The sequence below is a fragment of the Veillonella intestinalis genome, assembly GCF_943193155.1.
Classification (GTDB): domain Bacteria; phylum Bacillota; class Negativicutes; order Veillonellales; family Veillonellaceae; genus Veillonella_A; species Veillonella_A intestinalis.
The window spans coordinates 127,230-149,033 of record NZ_CALPDB010000006.1 but is presented as its reverse complement, the minus strand read 5'-3'; the positions used below and the strand labels follow the sequence as shown (position 1 = coordinate 149,033).

General features: G+C 38.6%; 13 protein-coding genes. 11 read left to right on the top strand and 2 right to left on the bottom strand.

All coding sequences use genetic code 11. From position 1 onward, the window contains the following. Window positions 1–149: 149 nt before the first annotated feature. The 7 genes from NFR44_RS08395 to NFR44_RS08365 all read left to right on the top strand — a co-directional run bounded on the left by NFR44_RS08395 (window position 150) and on the right by NFR44_RS08365 (window position 15,589). Complete coding sequence (locus tag NFR44_RS08395) at window positions 150–314, top strand: ESPR domain-containing protein (RefSeq protein WP_251443689.1); 165 nt, start codon at window positions 150–152, stop codon at window positions 312–314. Continuing rightward, the gene (locus NFR44_RS08390) at window positions 296–7,372 is read left to right on the top strand and encodes a YadA-like family protein (protein ID WP_251443686.1); all 7,077 of its coding nucleotides are present in this window, start codon (window positions 296–298) and stop codon (window positions 7,370–7,372) included. The genes NFR44_RS08395 and NFR44_RS08390 overlap by 19 nt, the downstream gene beginning before the upstream one ends. A 299-nt stretch (window positions 7,373–7,671) precedes the next feature. Next, window positions 7,672–9,171, top strand: coding sequence for a threonine synthase (gene thrC, locus NFR44_RS08385; RefSeq protein WP_251443667.1), 1,500 nt, complete (start codon window positions 7,672–7,674; stop codon window positions 9,169–9,171). A gap of 31 nt (window positions 9,172–9,202) precedes the next feature. Further along, window positions 9,203–10,060 carry a DMT family transporter gene (locus NFR44_RS08380; protein ID WP_251443664.1) on the top strand — a complete coding sequence of 286 codons (858 nt, stop codon included), beginning with the start codon at window positions 9,203–9,205 and terminating at the stop codon, window positions 10,058–10,060. A gap of 34 nt (window positions 10,061–10,094) precedes the next feature. Continuing rightward, on the top strand, window positions 10,095–12,038 hold the full coding sequence (locus NFR44_RS08375) for an ATP-dependent nuclease (RefSeq protein WP_251443662.1): 1,944 nt from the start codon (window positions 10,095–10,097) through the stop codon (window positions 12,036–12,038). Then, complete coding sequence (gene gnd, locus NFR44_RS08370; protein ID WP_251443659.1) at window positions 12,019–13,434, top strand: decarboxylating NADP(+)-dependent phosphogluconate dehydrogenase; 1,416 nt, start codon at window positions 12,019–12,021, stop codon at window positions 13,432–13,434. Before NFR44_RS08375 ends, gnd begins: the two co-directional genes overlap by 20 nt. Before the next feature lie 568 nt (window positions 13,435–14,002). After that, the gene (locus NFR44_RS08365) at window positions 14,003–15,589 is read left to right on the top strand and encodes an AlbA family DNA-binding domain-containing protein (protein WP_251443656.1); all 1,587 of its coding nucleotides are present in this window, start codon (window positions 14,003–14,005) and stop codon (window positions 15,587–15,589) included. Window positions 15,590–15,898: 309 nt separating this feature from the next. Here NFR44_RS08365 and NFR44_RS08360 read toward each other — a convergent pair whose 3' ends face one another. Beyond that, on the bottom strand, window positions 15,899–16,831 hold the full coding sequence (locus NFR44_RS08360) for a fumarylacetoacetate hydrolase family protein (protein ID WP_251443641.1): 933 nt from the start codon (window positions 16,829–16,831) through the stop codon (window positions 15,899–15,901). 17 nt (window positions 16,832–16,848) lie between these two features. Further along, a complete protein-coding gene (locus NFR44_RS08355; RefSeq protein ID WP_251443638.1) occupies window positions 16,849–17,253 on the bottom strand; it encodes a hypothetical protein in 405 nt (134 codons plus the stop codon). 458 nt (window positions 17,254–17,711) lie between these two features. Between NFR44_RS08355 and NFR44_RS08350 the strand changes: the two genes are divergently transcribed. The 4 genes from NFR44_RS08350 to NFR44_RS08335 all read left to right on the top strand — a co-directional run bounded on the left by NFR44_RS08350 (window position 17,712) and on the right by NFR44_RS08335 (window position 21,601). Continuing rightward, on the top strand, window positions 17,712–18,689 hold the full coding sequence (locus NFR44_RS08350) for a 2-hydroxyacid dehydrogenase (protein ID WP_251443635.1): 978 nt from the start codon (window positions 17,712–17,714) through the stop codon (window positions 18,687–18,689). Window positions 18,690–18,800: 111 nt separating this feature from the next. Then, on the top strand, window positions 18,801–20,474 hold the full coding sequence (locus NFR44_RS08345) for a glutamine--tRNA ligase/YqeY domain fusion protein (protein ID WP_251443633.1): 1,674 nt from the start codon (window positions 18,801–18,803) through the stop codon (window positions 20,472–20,474). 21 nt (window positions 20,475–20,495) lie between these two features. Further along, complete coding sequence (locus NFR44_RS08340) at window positions 20,496–21,137, top strand: hypothetical protein (RefSeq protein WP_251443630.1); 642 nt, start codon at window positions 20,496–20,498, stop codon at window positions 21,135–21,137. A 47-nt stretch (window positions 21,138–21,184) separates the two neighbouring features. Beyond that, window positions 21,185–21,601: a DoxX family protein gene (locus NFR44_RS08335; RefSeq protein WP_251443628.1), complete on the top strand. Its 417-nt coding sequence runs from the start codon at window positions 21,185–21,187 to the stop codon at window positions 21,599–21,601. Window positions 21,602–21,804: the final 203 nt, after the last annotated feature.

Here is a 21,804-nt window from a genome sequence, read left to right as displayed (position 1 = left end):
GATATGCCTTACGGCTTTATTAATATGAATTAATGTGTGAGGTGATATAGGAGATTTGTAATAGCTTTATTTGTGAATATAGTTTTTATTTAGTGAAATGATAAAATTTACTGTTATTTGACTAGTTGATGTTAAGGGAGGATGGGTTAATGAATAAACAGTATAAAGTTATTTGGAGTAAGGTGAAGCATAGCTATGTAGTAGTATCAGAATTGGCTAAAAATAGTGGTAAAGCAGCATCTACTCATATTCAGTCAGGCCGGACATTAGGTGTGGCTCTATCTGTGTTGGCATTGTGTGCAGGGGGACAGTAGGGGTTCAGGCAGCTGATGGAACAACACTGGTACCATATTATAGCGCGATGCCAACACCATATGGTCCTTTTGCTAAGTGGAATGCTGACGGTCAAGGGGCTCTAGGTATAGGTACTGTTGTTGCAGGCGGAAGTCGAATTGTTAATGCTGGAGGGACTTATCTAGGTGCTATGGCAACTATTGCAGGCTCTGGTAATGAAATTAGAACGAATGCTAGTAATGCATATGATGGTGTAGCTAATGCAATTGTGGGGGCTGTTAATAGAACAGAAAATGCTAATGCAGCATTGATTTTTGGTGCAGGTAATACAGTAACTAATTCATATGGAAATATAGAAGATGTTGATCCGTTTAATTTAGCTGGGTCAGTAAAAGACAGTGGTGGTCAAGTGCTTGTCATAGGTGGGGCTAACAGTGTTGATTTTGGTAAGTACTCTTCTGTTACAGGCGTATCAAATGTGATAAAAGGTAAAGGTGCATTAGATACTAGTGACTACAACTTTATTTCAGGCGCTAGAAATAAAGTTACTACAACTGATCATGCGTATGTAATTGGTACAGATAATGAAGTAACAAATGGTACTGGTAATACTCTAATTGGTGACAATCGTATCTTAACAGGTGTTACTAATTCAGTGATTTTAGGCTCCGGTGTAAAAAGTGATAATAAATTAGGCGCTAATAATGTTTCTAATGTAGTTGTAGCTGGTTATAAGGCAAATGCTACTGCAGCTGATGGTGTAGCTATTGGCTCTAATTCTGTAGCAAGTGTAGCAGCTGGCGAGATAGGCGCATCTCCAACTAATACTACTGTAAGTGATGCTGATAAGAAAAACTCTACTTGGACATCTACCTTAGGCGCTGTATCTGTAGGGTATGCTGCAACTGGAAATGATTCTGCAGGCACTCGCCAAATTACAAATGTAGCAGCTGGTACACAAGACACTGATGCAGTTAACTTAGCACAGTTGAATAAAGTAGCTAGCTTAATAAGCAACAGTGCTGGTAGTGGTGTTGAGTATGTTTCTATAAAAGCGGCTAATGATACTGACACGAATAAAGATAATAAGGGTGCAACAGGTTATGGTAGTATTGCTATTGGCCCTAATGCACTGACTAAAGGCGCATATTCAGTAGCTCTAGGTTATAAAGCCCAGATTGATTCTAATAGCTCCAATCAAATTGCTATTGGTAGCGAGGCTACAGCGAAGAATAATGATAGTATAGCGATTGGCAATAAAGCAAATGCTACGGATGGTGTTGCTATTGGGCGTGAGGCAAATAGTAATACCTCTACAAGTGTTGCTATGGGCTTATATAGTAAGGCCAATAAACAAGGCAGTGTATCTATTGGGTATAATACGGTATCTAACGATAACGGAACTGCGCTTGGTTATCGGTCTGAATCTTATAATGGGGATTCAGCTGCTTTTGGTAGCCATGCTCGCGCGTACGAAAAACAATCTTTGGCTAGTGGCTATAAAGCAACAACATATTCTGAGCAGTCTATTGCTATTGGTAGCCAGGCAGTTGTTTATGCTGATAAAGGCGTAGCTCTTACTAAAGCGGAATATGATGCTATTACCGACGAAAAAGTGAAAGCAAATTATGCACTAGATCCATTGACTATGGACCAAGGGGGACCAAAATACTATAAAACAGGTAAATCTGGTTATGGTACGGCTATTGGCTATAATGCTGAAGTATTCGCACAAAGTGGCCTAGCGTTGGGACATCAAGCAAGTAGTTCAGAAAAAGCAGGTGTCGCTTTAGGTAAGAGTGCATCGGCTAGTGCAGAAAATGGCATTGCTTTAGGTAGTAATTCAAGAGTAACAAAAAATGATGGTGTTGCCTTAGGTTCTAATTCAAAAGCATCGAGAACGGCTGGTAATGCAGGATATGATCCTAGTACTAATAGTACAAGTAGTCAAAGTATTCCTGCTTGGAAATCTACAATGGGTGCTGTAGCAGTAGGTTATGCAGCGGATGGAAATATTCCAGCAGGAACTCGCCAAATTACAAACTTAGCTGCTGGTACATATGCTACTGATGCCGTAAACGTGGCACAGTTAAAAGCGGCTCGTGTAAAAGTGCAAGCAGCTACAGGTGATGCCAATTCTGTAACTGTAAGTTCAAGTACAGCCACTGATGGCTCTACAATTTACACAATTAGTGGCCTTAATACTGATACAGACACAAAAGTAACAGGCGGTACAGCTACATATAATCAAGCTACCGGTGCTGGTACTATTACAGTAACTGATTCTTCTGGCGATACAACTAACCCTATTACTATTGAAGGCTTACAAGATACATATGTAACGGGTGTGACTCTTGAAGATGGTACTTTAACCTTAACTCGTAATGCTGGTGCTGATTTAACGGTTAATAATATTGCAACGAAAGCTGATTTAGCAGCAATAAAACCGATTGAATATTTCTCCGTAAATTCCACTGCAACAGGTAATAAAGATAATAAAGGCGCTACAGGCACTAATGCTGTTGCTATTGGTCCTAATGCAACGGCTAATGGTGAAGGTAGTGTAGCTATTGGTAATAATGTAAGAACAAGTGGTGCTGGGACAGTTGTCATTGGTGATGGTGCTCATGTAACTGCTAATATTACATTAGATGGTCATATTGCAATTGGTAAGAATGCTCGTGTATTTGCTGGTGGTGGTGAACAGGAAGCAAAACTTGGTTTTGATCCAACTATCTGGCCTAAGGGCGGTGTTGGCGGTTATGATAAGCCAACTGACCTCAGCCGTGTAGCAACGGGGATTGCTATGGGCGTTAATTCAAACGCTCGTACAGGTTCCATCGACATTGGTGGGCGTACCTACAATGGTCTCATGGGTGGTAAACAAGTATCTGGTAATGATGCTATTGGTTTCCATGTAAATCAAACAGCCTTAGGCACCAATACCTATGCTAAAGGCTTGTTCTCCACGATGCTTGGTTCTTACTCCATTGCAACAGGCGGCTCTGATGGTTCTGGTGGAGGAAACACCATGGCCTATGGCGGTCAAAATTTTGGCGCCACTGTAGTAGGTTCTTTAAATAGTATTCGTTCAAATGAGGAGATTCAATTTATTGAACTCTTCGGAAAAGAAACTCCGGTAGGGGTTTCTTCTCAAGGGGTTGCTAATACTATTACAGGTGTAGCTAATATTACAGAAAATACTAATGGATCTCTTATTTATGGTGCTGGTAATAAGATTAGTAACTCCATTACATCAATTAATCCACCAACTACTGGTGCTGCTTCTGTAGACGCTATGGTTGACAGCTTACAAACTGCTATTAGAAATAGTAAGAGCGGTGGAGCTACTATGGCTTTTGGTGGTGGCAACGTAGCAGATTATACTCGAAAATCTGCTATCATTGGTGTTAATAATACACTAATTGGCACAGCTGCGGATCCTAAATCTGGTGCTAAAGAATATATCAGTGAATTCAATGCTATTACTGGCTTTGAAAATACAGCGACTAATGTAAGCCATGTAACCGCTACAGGTAGTAATAATAAAATTACAGACACTGATAACACAATTCTATTTGGTGATAACCGTACGTTAACAGGTGCTAATAATAGTGTTGTAATGGGCGCAGCATCTAAAGAAACTGTATTAAACGTTACTGATGCAACTGTAATTGGTTATAATGCCAATGTAACAGTAAAAGATGGCGTAGCTCTTGGCTCTGGCTCTATTGCTAATACTGCTGCTGGTAAATTAGGTTACATTCCTGCAGGAAAAGATTTGACAGATGCAGATAAGGCTACTGCGACTTGGACTTCTAAATTAGCTGCTGTATCTGTTGGTGATGTGGCTACTGGTAAAACTCGTCAAATCACAGGCGTAGCTGCTGGTACAGCTGCTACTGATGCAGTTAACGTTGCACAATTGCAGGCAGTAGCGGAAATTGCAGAAAATGCTACTACAGCAGCTGGTAAACATACAGTGGTAAGTGTTAACGGTGGCGAGAAAGCTACAAATACAACGTATGTTGGAGAGGGCAATTTACAGATTAACGTTACAAATAAAGATGGGCAAAACACATACGATATTAAGTTAAAAGATAATCTTACCATTGGTACTAAAGGTGAACCAGGTAAAGATGGACAGCCAGGCACTAAGGGTGAAGTAGGTAGTATTACTATTATTGGTGAAAATGGTAAAGATGCTGAAGGTAAAGAGCTTCCAGAAGGCAACAATACAAGTGCTAATATTTCCGTAAAAGATGGAGCAAAAGGTCTTGATGGTAAAGATGGCGTAACTCGTATTGTTTACACTGATGAAAATAAGACACCACATGAAGTAGCAACTATGGATGATGGTCTCAAGTTCGCCGGTGACGATGGTACTACCAAGGTTGTATCTAAAAAGCTTAATGAACAGTTAGATATTAAGGGTGGGGCAACTGATTTCACTGAAAATAATATTGCTGTTGTAGCTGATGTTGATGCGCAAGGTAATGCCACTGGTTTACATGTGAAATTGGCTAAGAATATTAATTTAGCTGATGGTAGTATCAAATTTAATGAAACTGTAAAAGACGCTGACGGCAATTCCTTAGTTAAAGGTGAAGATGGCAAATGGTACATCGATTTAACTGGAGCTGTATATGATAAAGACACTAATACATATACTAAGGATGGTAATACATTACAACCAGTTACACCTAGTACAAAAGGTTCTGTTGAATTATCTGAAAACGGCTTAGATAACGGTGGTAATAAAATTACTAATGTTGGTGAGGGCACAGATAAGACAGATGCTGTTAACAAAGGTCAGTTAGATAAGGCGATTGAAGATCTTGGCGATAAAGTTGGTGATGCTCACACAGCAATTACTTTAAATGGTAAAGAAGTAACACCAGGTACCGATAAGTTAGGTGCTCCAGTACAAGATAATAACTTGGAACTTGCTGCTAAAATTGTAAACGGTAAGACTACCTATGACATTAAGATGAGTAAAGATTTAGTTCTTGGTACTAAGGGTGAACCAGGCAAAGATGGTGAAGATGGTCAACCAGGAACTCCAGGTAAAGCTGGTAAACCAGGTAGTATCACTATTATTGGTGAAAATGGTAAAGATGCTCAAGGCAATGAACTTCCAGAAGGCAACAATACAAGTGCTAACATTTCTGTAAAAGATGGTGCCAAAGGTCTTGATGGTAAAGATGGCGTAACTCGTATTGTTTACACTGATGAAAATAAGACACCACATCAAGTAGCGACTATGGATGATGGTCTAAACTTTGCTGGTGATGATGCTAAACCTATTCCTAAAAAGCTTAATGAACAGTTAGATATTAAAGGTGGAGCTGACACTGAGAAATTAAGTGATAATAATATTGGTGTTGTTAGCGAAACTAAAGATGGAAAAACATATTTAAGTGTTAAATTAGCTAAAGATTTAACTGGCCTTACTAGCATCAATGTAGGTGGTATAAAAGGGGCTGACGGAAATTATACTGGTGGCATCACAATCAATAATGGTGGTATCAACATGGGTGGTAAGAAAATTACCAACGTAGGATCTGGTATTGTTGAAGGAGATAATAAGAATAACACGAATGTAGCCAATATTAATGATGTCCTTCAACTTGTAGGTAAAGAAGTTGAAGCAGCAAAGGTAACTGCTGGTGATAATATTTCTGTAGAAAATAATAAAGTATCTCTTAAAGAAGATATTACGCTTGGTAAAGATGAGACTAAACAAGTAGAAATTAAAGGTTCCGATGGTACGATTACTGCTGGCTCCGGTGCTAACCAAGTTGCAATTGATGGTAAAGATGCATCTGTTAAAGCTGGCGCGGGTGAAAATCAAGTCGCTCTTGATGGTGCGAATGGCCAAGTAACGATTGGTCAAGCTGGCGACCAAATTATCATGGGCAACCAAGAAGTAAGCCCTATTAAACCAAACGGTGATCAATTAGGTACAAAAGAAAATGGTCAATTCATTACAGGTCTTGATAATACAACTTGGGAACCTGAAACTAAAGGCTATGTTCCTGACCGTGCTGCTACTGAAGGTCAATTAAAAGATATTGCTGATAAGATCAATAATATTGATACATCAGTAAAAGAGTCTAGCCGTGTATTTGCTGGCGACGAAGGCGAAGGTAAAAAAGTAACTGTTAAGAGTGGTGAAACTTTACATCTCAATGGTGGAGCTGCTGTTGATAATTTATCAGATGGCAATATTGGTGTAGTGACACAAAAAGATGACAAGGGTAATCCTACTAATGGCTTAGATATTAAATTATCTAAAGACCTTAAAGGCTTAAACTCTGTAACGACTAAAGAATTAACTGTTACTGAAAAAGCTAATATTGGTGATGTGACCATTGAAGGCGATACTATTACAGTAGGCAAAGGTGATAGCCAAACTATCATTAATGGTGAAGGTATTAGTATTCCAGGCAAAGATGGAAAAGACGGCGTTAACATCTCTGGCGAAGGCATTGATATGGGTGGCAAGCCAATAACTAATGTTGGTGAAGCTGTAAATCCTGGCGATGCTATCAACAAAGGCCAATTTGATAAAACAATTAACGATATTGGTAATGGCATGAATCATATGTCTAACCGCATTAGCAAATTGGATCGTCGGGTAGACCGTGTTGGTGCTGGTGCTGCGGCTCTTGCTGCTTTACATCCATTAGAATTCAGCCCAGAAGCTAAGTGGGAAGTGTCTGCTGGTGTAGGTAACTACAAAGGCGCAAATGCCTTAGCACTTGGTGCATTCTATCGTCCAAATGGTGACACTATGTTTAGCATTGGTACCTCCTTAGGTGGCGGTGAAAACATGGTTAACGCTGGTGTAACATTACGTGTTGGTGATGGCGAAACTGAAAATTATCCAGCTCGTAAGGTAATGGCACAACAGATTAAAGATTTACAATACGTTGTGAATACACAAAACGAAAAGATTGAGCAATTAACTCAATTGGTTAATACTTTAGTTGGTGCTAATCAACAGATTCAGCCAATCGTAAGTGCGCCACAGGCACAAGCTGATGCTGAAACTGAAACAGCACAACAGGCTTAATAAGTGTAAATGTAAGGTGTACAAAGGGCGAATGACTTTGTATGAGCTAATTAAGCAACATAATTGCATATTTCGGTTTGTTTGTGACACACCTTCCTAACCAAGGCTGGGGCCGTTTCAGAAATGAGACGGCCTCAGTCTTTTGCTGTTTCACGGGTAGCAAAAATCACGTATTTTCGGTATAATTAATTGAAATACAGTAATAGTTTATTAAATGAGACGAATCAATCAAAGTTAGAGAATGCAAGTTCGTTTCAGATAAAAAATGTAAAAATTAACAGAAGTATGAGGGTAGAGAGATGAAATACAGAAGTACGAGAAGTGAAGAAACAGTAAATGAGATGTATGCATTATTACATGGCTTGGCCAGTGATGGGGGCCTCTATGTGCCAGCCAAATTTCCAGAACGAACGATTACCTATGATATGCTAGCAGACAAATCGTATCAGGATATTGCTTATATTGTATTAGCCCACTTTTTCCCTACATTTAGTGAGGCTGCGTTAAAGGAAATGATTAATGCGGCCTACAGTAAGGCTAATTTTAGCACTGCTGATATTGCACCGCTTCATTCCGTGTTAGAGCGGTTATCTGTACTCGAATTATTTCATGGGCGGACGCAAGCCTTTAAAGATATGGCATTATCTTTATTTCCTTATTTGTTGGTTGCGGCCAAAGAGGCTGAAGGGGAAACAGATGAAGTGCTTATTTTAACAGCTACGTCTGGTGATACGGGCAAAGCCGCTTTGGAAGGTTTTAAAGATGTAGCGGGCACACATATTCAGATTTTTTACCCTACTGATGGCGTTAGTCCTATGCAACAGGAGCAGATGCAAAAGCAAGCGGGCGACAATGTGAATGTAACCGCTATTCGTGGTAATTTTGACGATGCACAACAGTTTTTAAAACGTTTATTTGTAGATAAAGAGATGGCGGATAAGGTAGCTGCAAAAGGGGTACGCTTTTCAAGTGCTAACTCCATAAACATTGGTCGGTTAGCACCACAGGTAGTATATTATGTGGCAGCCTATGCTGAGCTTGTAAACCAAGGGGCCATTCATCGTGATGAAGCATTTAATGTGGTAGTGCCAACCGGCAACTTTGGTAATATTTTAGCAGCTTATTATGCGAAGAAAATGGGTGTACCTATTGGCAAGTTAATTTGTGCCTCCAATCGCAATAATGTGCTTACTGATTTCTTTAAAACTGGTACATATGATATGAATCGTGATTTCTATACGACGATTTCTCCTTCTATGGATATTTTAGAAAGCTCTAATTTTGAACGTTTTATTTATTATGTAAGTGGTGAGGATTATGAACTTACTAATACACGCATGAAAGATTTGAAAGCGACTGGAAAGTTATCTGTTAGTGAGGAAGAGTTAAGTCGTGTACAGCGTGATTTCAGTGGTCAGTTTGTATCTGATGAAGAAACAAAGGCTGTTATTGCGCAGGTATATAATTCGTATGGATATGTATTAGATCCTCATACGGCAGTAGCTATGGGTGCATATATGAAGGAATTGCAGGCCCATCCGGAAGATGGTAGCCGTCATACTGTTATTGCAGCCACCGCCCATCCGTTTAAATTCCCAACGCCAATTTGTGAAGCTTTGGAAATTCAACCAGGTGGTACACCATATGAAAGTTTAGAGCATATTAGTGCAGTTACGGGTGTAGCATTTCCTAAGGAATTAGCGGAATTACAGCATAAAGAGCTTCGTTTTACTCAGGTTATCGACAAAGAGTTGATGGGCAAGGAAATTTTAAGTTTTGTAGATACCTTTGGTAAATAAGTAGGGACATGATTTAGAAAGAAGTGACTGCGTGAGAAAAGCCTTTTTCTATGCTATCGCATCGGCGTTAGCATTTAGTGTAATGAATTTATTTGTTAAAATGTTAGGTCAAGCCATGCCGGCTGCGGAAATTACGTTTTTCCGTGGACTCATTGGCACTGTGGCTGTATTAGGATATATGTGGGCTAAGGGCATTGCCTTTTCCACCGAAAATAGAGGTATGTTGACCATTCGTGGTATTTTTGGTGGCGTTGGTACGTTGATGAATTTTATCGCCTTAGCCTATATGAATTTAGCGGATGCGTCCATTTTATTCCAATTATCTGGTATTTTTGTGTTTATTTTTAGTACCTTTGTATTGCGCGAATCCATTCCACAAGGGGCGGGCAAATGGCTAATTTTGATTTTTGTGGCTGTTATGATTATGATTAAGCCTTGGTCCTTTAGTGAGTTTCATTGGTATTCTTTATATGCTATAGGCGGGGCAGCCTTTGCCGCAGCAGCATATACGACAATTCGTAAAATTAGCCAGGTTGGGCATCATAGTAATTATGAGATTATGTTTTATTTCTTGGTGACCACAATGATTGTAGGGGGCGCTTTGATGTGGCCAAACTTTGTATGGCCTGATGCACGTCAATGGGGGATTATTGCTATTATTGGCGGTATTTCTGTCTTTGCCCAGTTTTTCTTAACGGGAGCCTTTGTAGCGACCAATGCTGTGGTAGCCCAGTTTTTACAATATATTGGCGTATTCTTTAATGCTATGTGGGGCTTTCTTATCTTTGGTGAAACCTTGTCATGGCTTACGGTTTGCGCCGGTTTACTCATGTTTGTAGCGTCTGTTATGATTGCTCGTTTAAAAGAACAGCACAGTGCGCAGCGTTGAGTTAATGCAGTAGGGATATAACGTATTCATTTATTTGAAAGTAGGTGCTAGCATGTATTTAGCCGCCTTAGAGATTGAAAATTTTCGCAATTTGAATCATATGCAGTTGGTTTTTCATGAACAATGTAATTATTTGATTGGTGAAAATGCTATCGGGAAGTCTAATTTGTTAGCCCTCATTACGCTTATTACGTCAGGCCAAGCGTTGGCTGCGTCTGATTTCTTTGATGTGACTAAACCAGTGAAAGTGCGTCTAACATTGACGGTCGATCCCCATGAAACGCTACCTAAGCGTTTTGTAGGGGCTGTCAATGAGGGGCGCATTTTGCTTGAGTGGGAGCAAGTATCTGTTGTGGCTAAACCTCAGTTATATGAGGTCTTAGCGGTAGCTAAACGGCGCCAAGTACCGTTGCGAGTGCTTCGGTATATTCCGTATTTAGCGCTTCGTGACATTGGCTTATATAAATTTGATACATTCACTGAGTTGACGTCTGGCGAGGCCGATAAGGATGCAAAAGGGGTAGACGCTTTTAAGCAGACGAATACGAAGGTCTCTACTGTAGTTGCTGAGTCCTATGAAGCCCTTCGTGACCGTTTAGGCCATGCATTAGAGACTGTATTGATTAAGGAAAATGGTAGTACGCCTAAATCCATGTCTCGTATAGCGTTGCGTATTCGCCAATTTCAGATGGTTATGCCTCATTTGCCGAATTATATGATTATTGTGTTAGCACAGCTGACACAATGGCCATTACTTGCCAGGGGCTCTATGACGGATAAAAAGGCGTTGAAGGCAGGCATTACTTCAGGTGTATATGCAGGATTTTATACGCCTGATGCGTTGCGTTTAATTACGATGGTAGTGCTTCGCGTTGTGAAGCAAATCTTTGCCCTAGTAGAAGGGGGTAAGTTTGAATCCCACGTGATTATGAAAAAAGGAAAGCGTTATTTGCCGCTGATAGTGAGTCTTGATGAAGTGGAGGCTCATTTAAATCCCTTGATGCAGCGGGCCATGGTAGATTATTTCAAAGAGATTTTAGCTAATGAAAATATTGGCTTTTTGCGAATTTTAAAAGATGTGTTTGGTGTGGATGGTCTATTAGGACAGCTTTTTATTGTCACCCATTCCGCAGAAGTTCTCGCCGATGATTATCGGCAAATTATTCGTTTTTACCGCCAACCGTCTGGTTCGGTTAAAATTGCTTGTGGTGTTACTTTTGAGGTTTCCTCAGAGGCGGAGGAGCATTTAATTGCTTATTTTTCAGCAGTGAAAGAAGCTCTGTATACACGTTGCGTAATGATTGTAGAAGGGGAGACGGAGTACAGTAGTTTTAGACAATTTGCTAAAACTTTAGGCATTCCTTTTGACTTCTATGGCATTGGCCTTATTAATGCACGTGGTCAAGGCTCGATTAGTCGTTTGGTTGAACTTTTCAATCGCTTTGATATTCCTGTCATTGCCCTTTATGATCGAGATGTGCGTACCGAAGCAAAAGCAGCAAAAAAGCAAGTGTATTTTACGGATACGATTTGTTTTGAGTTTGATTTAGTTAATCATTTGATTAGGCGTAATCGCCGTGTTATTTTAGATGATATTGTGCGCATGGTCATCAATCTTGAAGGTGGTTCTTCGTTAGTCAGTAAGAAGGCCATTACACAAGGAGTAGATAAGCTAGTAAAATATGCAAAATCTCAAAATGAATCTCTTCAAGGGCTAGTGAATCGGTCGTTTCAGGAACGAAAATTGAGTTCTATTCCTAATCGAGAGCTTCATTTATTAGAAATTTATTATTTTAGCTGGCTTTTTTTTCAAAAAGGTATTACTATAGGTAAATGTATTGCGTATAATATAAAGGAACGGGAAGATATTCCGCCAGCCTTTGTAAAAGTTATAAAAAAAGCACAGCAATTGGCGCAACAACAGGATGCGTGGCTTGCTGTGGAAGAGGAGACGAAATATGGAAAACAAAACATATGAATTTGGTTTAGTTGGCTTGGCTGTTATGGGACAGAACTTGGCTCGTAATGTGGCTCATAAAGGTTTCAGCATTGCTGTATATAATCGTACGCCACAGAAGACAGATGAATTTGTGGCAAAATTTGGTCATGAAGGCACTATCGGGGGTGCCCATAGTCCTGAGGAATTAGTGAACATGTTAGTGAAGCCTCGTAAAATTATGTTCTTAGTAAAAGCTGGTCAGCCTGTAGATGATATGATTGAGGCCTTTTTACCATATCTTGATAAAGGAGATATCTTGATTGATGGAGGTAACTCTCATTTTAGCGATACGCGCCGTCGTAGCAAAGAATTAGAAGCGAAAGGGTTCCGCTTCTTGGGCGTAGGTGTATCTGGTGGTGAAGAAGGGGCGTTAAATGGTCCTAGCTTGATGCCAGGTGGCAATGAAGCATCGTATAAAGAAGTGGCTCCTATTTTTACCGCTATTGCAGCACAAGTAGCAGATGGTCCTTGCTGTAGCTATGTAGGTGACGATGGGGCAGGTCACTATGTAAAAATGGTACATAATGGTATTGAATACGGTGATATGCAGCTTATTTCTGAAGCTTATTTCATGATGAAAGAATTGCTTCACATGAGCGATGATGAAATGGGTGATGTGTTCGCTGAATGGAATAAAGGACTATTAGATTCGTATTTAATCGAAATTACTTCTAAAATCTTAAAAGTGAGCGATAAAGAAATTGGTAAACCTTTATTGGAATTAATTTTGGATAAAGCAGGCCAAAAAGGGACTGGTAAATGGACAAGTCAAGAAGGTCTTGAATTGGGCGTGCCAATTCCAACTATTGCAGAAGCTGTATTTGCTCGTGGTATGTCCGCGTATAAATCAGAACGTGTAGAAGCGGCTAAACAGCTTAAAGGGCCAGAAGGCGAATATAAAGGTGATAAGAAAGCTTTTATCGATGCTATTCATTCCGCTTTATATGCTTCTAAAATTTGCTCCTATGCGCAAGGTTTTGCGTTGATTAAAGCGGCGGCAAAGGAATATAATTGGAATATTAACTTTGGTGACATGGCGCTTCTATGGCGGGGTGGTTGCATTATTCGTGCCGTATTCTTAGAAGACATTAAGAAAGCTTTTGAACGCAATCCACAGTTGAATAACTTGTTGCTAGATCCATTCTTCATGGAAGCGATTGAAAAACATCAAGCAAAATGGCGTGAAGCAATCATTGAGGCAAAACGTTTTGGTATTCCTACACCAGCGTTCTCCGCCTCTTTAGATTACTATGACAGCTATCGTCGTGAAAGCTTGCCAGCTAACATGATTCAAGCACAACGTGACTTCTTTGGTGCTCATACATATGAGCGTGTAGACAAAGAAGGGATTTTCCATACGGAGTGGGATAATTAAATAAAAAAGACCGTTCCCTATTTTTGCTTCCTACGAGTCAAGCTCTGAAGGTCGCTTCAAATAGGGAACGGTCTTTTTTTTCGAGGGTGGGAGAAGATGATAAAAGGCTGCTCTCTATTCTTGATTTCTACGAGTCAAGCTCTGAAGGTCGCTTCAAATAGGGAACGGTCTTTTTTTGTCGAGATAGGAGAAGGCTGATTTATATTTAATAAGTTTAAAAATAATAAAGACATTAATAGGATACTAATAAAGAAATTGAATCAATACTAGCAAAGAAAATGATTTATAACTAGTAAAGAAGTTAGTTTGTAACTAGTAAAGAAATGTATTTATCAATAATGAAATATAGGGTTTTACGGATATTTTTAAGGGTTTGCAGGGAGTGTGTTATTTCATATTTAGGATTGATTTTTTTATATTTCTTTTATAGAATAAATAAAAGAGGATTTGTTTTCTAGTAAAGAAATGTATTTGTACTAGTAAAGAAAGTGTCGAAACTGATAAATAAATTTAAGTATTACTGAAAATGACTTAAATTAGTAAAATTAGTTTGAAGGGAGGGACACTCGTGCAAATATCCGATATTAAGCGAATGGCATATGATATTTTAACGAATCGGAGTGTAGAGAGTAGTTATATTGAATATAAAAAGTCGGCGCAATTTAAGGATAAAATTTTAAAAACGGCTTGTGCTTTTGCTAATAATTATATGAATAATGAAATTGGGTTAATTTTTATTGGCGTGGAGGAAGTAAATGATATTTCAAGTGGGGAAAAAGCAATTCCTAAACGGCCTATTTGTGGCATTAAGGAGTCTTTGCTAGAAAGCACCGAGAATGATTTGAAATCGTTATTAGCTCATATTCACCCCAAGATTACGTATCATTTGATTCAAGATAGGCTTGATGATGCGAATTATTTAATTATTGCTATTGAGCCAGGCTCTAATGGACCATATCAGACTAGTGAAAAGGCAGAGCGTAGTTCAGCAATTAAGCTTAAGTCAGGGCGATATATTAGAATACAGAGGGACAGTAAATTACCTAATTTTACTGAAGAGTTTGAACTTTTGAAAAAGTTTGCGAACTTTTCTTTCAGTTCTAATCTTAATGAAACGGCTACGTTAGATGATTTAAATTACGAATATATGAAAGAGTATTTGGTTCAGACTGGTGCCAAAGAAGATATTCGTAATTTATCTAAATTAGATATGGCTAAGAGTATGGGATTAATTAGTGAAAGTGAATATGGTGGCTATCGGGCTAAAAATTTTGCTGTATTGATGTTTGCTAATCGTCCTAATCAATTTATTCCTAATGCGCATGTTGAAGTTATTAGGGAAATTAAGGGAACCGATCGGATGGAAGCTAAACGTTTTGACGGTCCTATTTGGATTCAAGCACAACAGTTGAGTCGTTATTTTCAAGACATGGTAATGACTTCGTATACGATTCGTACAGATGATAAAATTGAGCATGAAGTTATTTATAATTACCCTTTAATTGCATTTGAAGAACTAGCTACTAATGCAATATTACATAAAGAGTATGATACGCCTGAATATGTAGGTATTTATGTGTACCAAGATTGTATTTCGATTGTTAACCATAATCGACCTTTGCCACCGGTCACGATTGAAACATTAAATACGAGTAGACGCTTTGATAAACGACAATATGTGAACCCTCAAATTAAAGATATGTTTTATTCATTGAATTTAATTGAGTCTTATGGTTCAGGTATTCGGCGGGCCAAGGATGCGTTGTTAAATAATGGTTCACCAGAACTTCTTTTTTTACCAGACAATGATGTTGATAATTATACTAATGTGATAATGCGTATCCAGTCAGAGTTTTTAGAAGAGATTGCATATGCATATAAAAAGGTGAAACGCCATACGCCTACAGTGAATGAAAAATTAGCAATTCCTATAAAAAAAGAGATGTCTCGTAAAAAGACATCTTCAGTGGTTGATGAGATATTACATTTAATGAAATCAAATCCTCAAATTACAGCCGTTCAAATTGCGGATACCTTAGGGAGCATTACCGCGGCCGGTGTACGCTATAATATTGCCAATTTAAAAGCGAAAGGCGTTATTGAACGAGCCGGCTCTACCAAGGCTGGTACATGGGTTGTATTGAAAGACTTGTAAATTAAATAGTAATTTTTATATTATTCTTTTTTAGTACATAAAACGATCTTAGTACATAAAATACAATATGCGCATTAGGGTAATGCATTGTCTATTATTCTATTGTTCGCGGTATATAAAAAGCCCGTTCCTTATTTGAAGCGACCTTCAGAGCTTGACTCGTAGCGAGCAAGAATAAGGAACGGGCTTTTAATTAGTCTACTTAACGTATAATTTGTGGAAATCAGAAGTAGAGTGCCTATCGTTTTATGTCGCTTTCTCCTTCAGAGCTTGACTCGTAGGAAGCAAAAATAGGGAACGGTCTATATTTTAATATTCTTCTTCGTACTCTTCGTATTCTAATTTTGGTGCTTCTGGTTGTACGGTGTTAGTCAAAGTGCCGATACCAGGGATGGTAATGGATACTACATCATCTTCTTGAAGGAAGCGTGGTGGATTAAAGCCAACGCCCACACCAGAAGGTGTGCCAGTAGCGATAATATCGCCCGGTTCTAATGTAAGGCCACGACTTAAAGTACTGATTAAGGTTGGAATGGAGAAGATTAGATCTTCTGTCGTGCCAGACTGGCGAAGTTCGCTATTTACATAGGTGCGAATTTCAAAGTCTTTAGGTTGTTTATCATTGATTAAAATAGCAGGTCCCATAGGGCAGAATCCATCAAGGCTTTTACCTAAGAACCATTGGGAATGACGGCGTTGCAAATCGCGGGCTGTTACATCATTGATAATGGTATAACCGAAGATATAATCATTCACTTCGTCTTCGGTTATATTGGTGCCACGCTTTCCTATAATAATAGCTAGTTCGCCTTCGTAATCGACTTCAGACGTAGCTTGCGGATGTAGTGGAATGACACCATTTGGTGGTGTTATTGTATTCGGTAGTTTAGTAAAGAAAATAGGATGCTCTGGTTCGCCACCAGTTTTATCAAATTCTGCAATGTGTTCACGATAATTTTTACCAACACAGAAAATATTGCGGTGAGGTCTGAAAGGGGCTTCTAATACAACTTCAGATAGATTATAAGGCACAGCAATAGGGGTTTCACGATGTTTTTCTAAAGCCGTGGCTAATATTAAAACCCCCTCACTCCCTAAATTGATTAAATCTTCAATGGTTTCTGGTAAATAGGAGAAGTAGGCATCTTCTAAATCAGCGCTACCTAAAATAGTTTGATGTTCTTCGTCAATAACGCCCCACTGGCGAACTCCGCTAGGGGATATAAATGTAGCTATTTTCATAGGACCTCCTGAATGGATTATTTTTCAAGCAGTTTAATTTTTTTGTTGAGCCATTTTTCACAACTTTCACGATCGTTAAAAAAGCGTAAATCTCGTACCCCATCAAAGTCTACATAAAGACCATAGACGAATGGGATTGGTGTATTTTCGGCAATATTAAAGGTGTCGACGGCAATATAGGTGCCAGGCTCTTTAGGTGCTTCCAGTGTTTCAAAAGGGATTTCCTTAATGGTGAAAGCTTCTCCGTTAGAACGACGGCGTGTACGTTTAGGCACTAATGAAAATGTGCGTGATTTACCAGCTTCATCAATTGTAATAGTAACGGGGTGATTTGGATCGTAATTGGTCATGAGTCGATTTAATACTGTTTTAAAGTCACGTAGTGTTACTTCCGTGTCAGTTAATGAGTCAATATACGCCATGGGAAATTCCTCTTTTCAAATAAACAGAAAACAACAAATTGATACATCCGAAACATATAAAGGATTGAACGTAATAATACATATACAAACATATAAAAAATTAAATATACAAATAATCAGTATGGTTTCTAAAATTGAGCTTTAATAAGCCCTAACTGATTGGATTCATTTATATGTTTAACTATATCATATATCGATGAATTGATAAAGTAATTTAATAAGGTGTGAGTGGAAATATGAGTGAAAACATGAGCGTTAACGATATATTTAGAGTAAATATGAGTTGTAAAAATCATTCGCAATAATAAAAGTTTAAAATATCAGAAATTTTCAATGTTTTTATTTTATCTAATGGCTCAAATTGTATATAATGAAAAGAAGGAAGATAGTTTGTAATTGTAGTTTATAGTATACAGTAATTATTTAATGGATAGATTGATTACTAGGAGGTTGATAGTATGAGTAAACCTGTTGTAGTAGTACCAGGCTTAGTGCGTAAGGATGCATTAGCTTATTTAGGCGAACATGTAACAATTAAACAATGGACTGAAAAGACACCTATGCCACGGGAAACGTTAAAAGAGTGGCTTAAAGAGGCAGATGGTCTTTGGAGTATTAATAATGTAAAAGTTGATGCTGATTTAATTGCGGATGCCCCTAATTTGAAGGTAATTGCGCAGGCTTCAGTGGGCTATGATAATGTTGTTATTGATGATTTGTCAGCTCGCCATATTCCGTATGGCAATACGCCTGATGTGTTAACGGAGTCTGTGGCAGAATTAGCGTTTACTTTGGTTGCGGCCGCGAGTCGTCGCGTTATGGAAAATGCTGATTTTGTAAAAAGTGGTCAGTGGGAACAGCGCCCTTCGAATATTAAGGGTAAAGATTTAAGTCGCGCCACATTAGGGATTATTGGCATGGGTAATATTGGCGTTTCCATTTCAAGGCGGGCCCGTGCATTTGGGATGACGGTTATCTATAATAATCGCAAACCTCGTCCGGATGAAAAGTTATATATGGTAGAATATCGTGACCGCGATGCTTTATATGCTGAAAGTGATGTGGTTTTAGTAGTGACTCCATTGACTCCTGAAACATACCATATGATTGATAAAGAAGCATTTAAAAAGATGAAAAAAGATGCCTTATTTGTTAATGTGGGGCGTGGTAAAATTGTTGATACTGATGCTTTAGTATGGGCTCTTAATGAAGGTGAAATTGATTATGCGGCTCTTGATGTAACAGATCCAGAACCACTACCAGGAGATCATCCATTGCTGAAAACTGGTAAAGTGTTAGTGGTGCCACATATTGCTTCTTTTACAGATCGTACACGGCGTGATATGGCTATGCTTACAGCAGATAATTTAATTCGTGGGGTACAAGGGAAGGCTTTAAAAACTTGTGTCAATAAAGATGTGAATTATAGCGAATAAAGTATGCCTAAGTATAAGCTATTCGTGGCAGGACGAGGGGATTTGTGATACAATAAAAAGATATCATAAGAACCTTAGAATGTTGGTTCAACGTAGAGAGGATGGTTATTGTTGGAAACGCCAAATACGGAAGCAGTAAATTTTATTGAAGCAATTATTAATAAAGATAACGAAGAAGGGACATATGGAAAACGCGTACATACTCGTTTTCCACCAGAGCCAAATGGGTATTTACATATTGGTCATGCTAAGTCCATTTGCTTAAACTTTGGTTTAGGCGAAAGCTATAAGGGGCTTACTAATCTTCGTTTTGATGATACAAATCCTGTAAAAGAAGATGTTGAGTATGTTAAGTCCATTGAAGCCGATGTAAAATGGTTAGGTTTTGATTGGGCTGATCGTGAGTATTTTGCGTCTGATTATTTTGATCAAATGTATGAATATGCCAAAGAGTTGATTAAAAAAGGCCGTGCTTATGTAGATGATCAAACGCCTGAAGAAATTAAAAATACACGAGGCGATTTTGCAACACCAGGTACCAATAGTCCATACCGTGATCGTTCGGTGGAAGAAAATTTACGTCTTTTTGAAGAAATGAAAGATGGCAAATACAAAGATGGTGAAAAAGTATTGCGTGCTAAGATTGATATGGCATCACCTAATATTGTTATGCGTGATCCTGTATTGTATCGTATTTTGCATGCGGATCATCATCGTACGGGGAGCAAATGGTGCATTTATCCAATGTATGACTATGCGCATCCTGTAGAAGATGCTATTGAACGTATTACTCACTCCGTTTGTACCCTTGAATTTGAAGTGCATCGTCCACTATATAATTGGGTGCTTGAAGAATGGCCTGATACAGAAAAGCCAAAACAGATTGAATTTGCTCGTTTGAATGTTACTAACATGGTAATGAGTAAACGTAAATTGCGCCAATTGGTGGAAAAGAATTTGGTAAGTGGTTGGGATGATCCTCGTATGCCAACTATTTCAGGCTTACGTCGTCGTGGTTATACGCCAGAAGCAATTCGTGACTTCTGTCAGCGTATCGGCGTAGCTAAAGCGGATAGTGTGGTAGACATTGCTTTATTGGAATTCTGTATTCGTGAAGATTTAAAAATGAAAGCTCCTCGTCAAATGGCGGTTATCAAGCCTGTGAAGGTAGTGATTACAAATTACCTAGAAGGGCAAACTGAAATGGTAACTATCGAAAATAATCCTGAAAATGAAGCTATGGGAACTCGTGAAGTGCCATTTGGTCGTGAAATTTATATTGAGCAAGATGATTTCATGGAAGTACCAGTGAAAAAATTCTTCCGTATGACACCAGGTAAAGAAGTACGTTTAAAAGGTGCTTATATTGTTATGTGTGATGAAGTGATTAAGAATGAAGATGGTTCTATCAAAGAAATTCATTGTACATATGACCCTGAAAGTCGCAGTGGCAGTGGTTGTCAACGTAAAGTTAAAGGGACGCTTCATTGGGTAGAAGCATCAACGGCTGTGGATATGGAAATTCGTTTATATGAGTATCTATTAAAAGCTGATGATGAAACAACAGCGGATAAAGATTTTTTAGAACAGTTGAATCCAGATTCCTTGACAGTTTGTCAGGGCAAAGGGGAACCTGCTTTTAAAACGACGCAAGTGGGTGACCATTTCCAATTCCTTCGTCAAGGGTATTTCGTAACAGATACGGATAGTACCGCTGATCATATTGTAATGAATCGTATTGTAGGCCTTCGTGATAGCTGGGCAAAAGCACAGAAAAAAGGCTAAGTTTTTATAGAGGAGATGTCCATGAAAGCAACCACTTGGTGTGCTACTTTGGCGTTAGCTTTGTCCGTTAGTGTTACTAGTTTAGCAAGTGCAGCTACGCCTACGACGGTAGCGATTAAAGATATTAAAGTGCCAAATAATGTAACAATATTAGCTGGTTCACAAAAAGCCTTGTTTACAGATAGTCAGGATTTTAAACAATTCTTATTGGATAAAGGCTTATTAAGTGCTGATGTATATCAGTTGCGTTATAAGGTAGACAATGTATTTTCTTATGGATTAGTAGCGGATGTACGGTTTGGTGAACAGGGGTTACGTAATTTAGGAATTGAAAGTAAAATGCCTGTGATTTCTTTGAAGAAGAAAAAAGAACAGGACTCTTCTTCATTGCCTGAGTTAGCTGCTGCCATTAATGCAGGCACTATGAATACAGTGCAAGCGTATCGTGTAGTAGAACCATTAACAGAACAAAAAAATGGCACATACACTGGTACATTGCGTTTTGATAATCCAGTAGGCGATGTTATTTACTCTGAAACCTTGCACATTGTATTGTATGATAATGTGTATTTTGGTCCTTCAGCACGCATTATTGCTTTAAATAGTGCTGATGATGATATGTTGTGGCCTTTGGTAAAAGGATTTGCCAAAGTTGTTAAATAATGGGCACTATATAATTTCATATTAATTGAGGAGATTGGCGATCATATATGAATTTTTTGTTTCATAATTTATTTCGCTATCAAGATTTAGGCTTACTATTTTATCGTGTAGTATTCGGCCTATCTATGATGGCACATGGTTATTTTAAATTTGCTGGCGGTGAGCAAACCTTATATAACATTGGCTATACTATGGCTCAGTTTGGTGTGCCTGATGGCTTTTTGTTATTAGGTATGGGTGCTGCGGCTGCTGAATTATTAGGTGGTTTTTTAATCATTTTAGGATTTTTAACTCGTTTAGGTGCATTGCTTATTGCTTTTACTTTGCTAATTGCGACGTATGCAGCCTTTGGGGGTGGGTTCTTTAAGTGGGATTATCCATCTCAAATGATGTTTGGTTCGATTATGTTATTTATTGCCGGACCAGGCCGTTATAGTGTAGATAGCGCTTTCGCACGGCGGTAAAAACACTTTTAAGAACTGTCAGTTGGCAGACAACAGAAAAATTAATCAATAAAGAGGCCGTATAGTGTCGCGACACTATACGGTTTTTTATTTGTAAGGGATACTTTTATTTAAAGGTGATTAAGAAAAAATAATTAGGCAAATTTGTGAAATTTATGGAAAAAAGTTTTCATTTGTCACTAGAAATGGTAAGATTAAGTATA

Bases quoted from the DNA above. Each gene is read 5' to 3' on its own strand.
- NFR44_RS08350 (WP_251443635.1), top strand. From the start codon at position 17,712: ATGAGTAAACCTGTTGTAGTAGTACCAGGCTTAGTGCGTAAGGATGCA.
- NFR44_RS08355 (WP_251443638.1), bottom strand. From the start codon at position 17,253: ATGGCGTATATTGACTCATTAACTGACACGGAAGTAACACTACGTGAC.
- gnd (WP_251443659.1), top strand. From the start codon at position 12,019: ATGGAAAACAAAACATATGAATTTGGTTTAGTTGGCTTGGCTGTTATG.
- NFR44_RS08360 (WP_251443641.1), bottom strand. From the start codon at position 16,831: ATGAAAATAGCTACATTTATATCCCCTAGCGGAGTTCGCCAGTGGGGC.
- NFR44_RS08395 (WP_251443689.1), top strand. From the start codon at position 150: ATGAATAAACAGTATAAAGTTATTTGGAGTAAGGTGAAGCATAGCTAT.
- NFR44_RS08335 (WP_251443628.1), top strand. From the start codon at position 21,185: ATGAATTTTTTGTTTCATAATTTATTTCGCTATCAAGATTTAGGCTTA.
- thrC (WP_251443667.1), top strand. From the start codon at position 7,672: ATGAAATACAGAAGTACGAGAAGTGAAGAAACAGTAAATGAGATGTAT.
- NFR44_RS08340 (WP_251443630.1), top strand. From the start codon at position 20,496: ATGAAAGCAACCACTTGGTGTGCTACTTTGGCGTTAGCTTTGTCCGTT.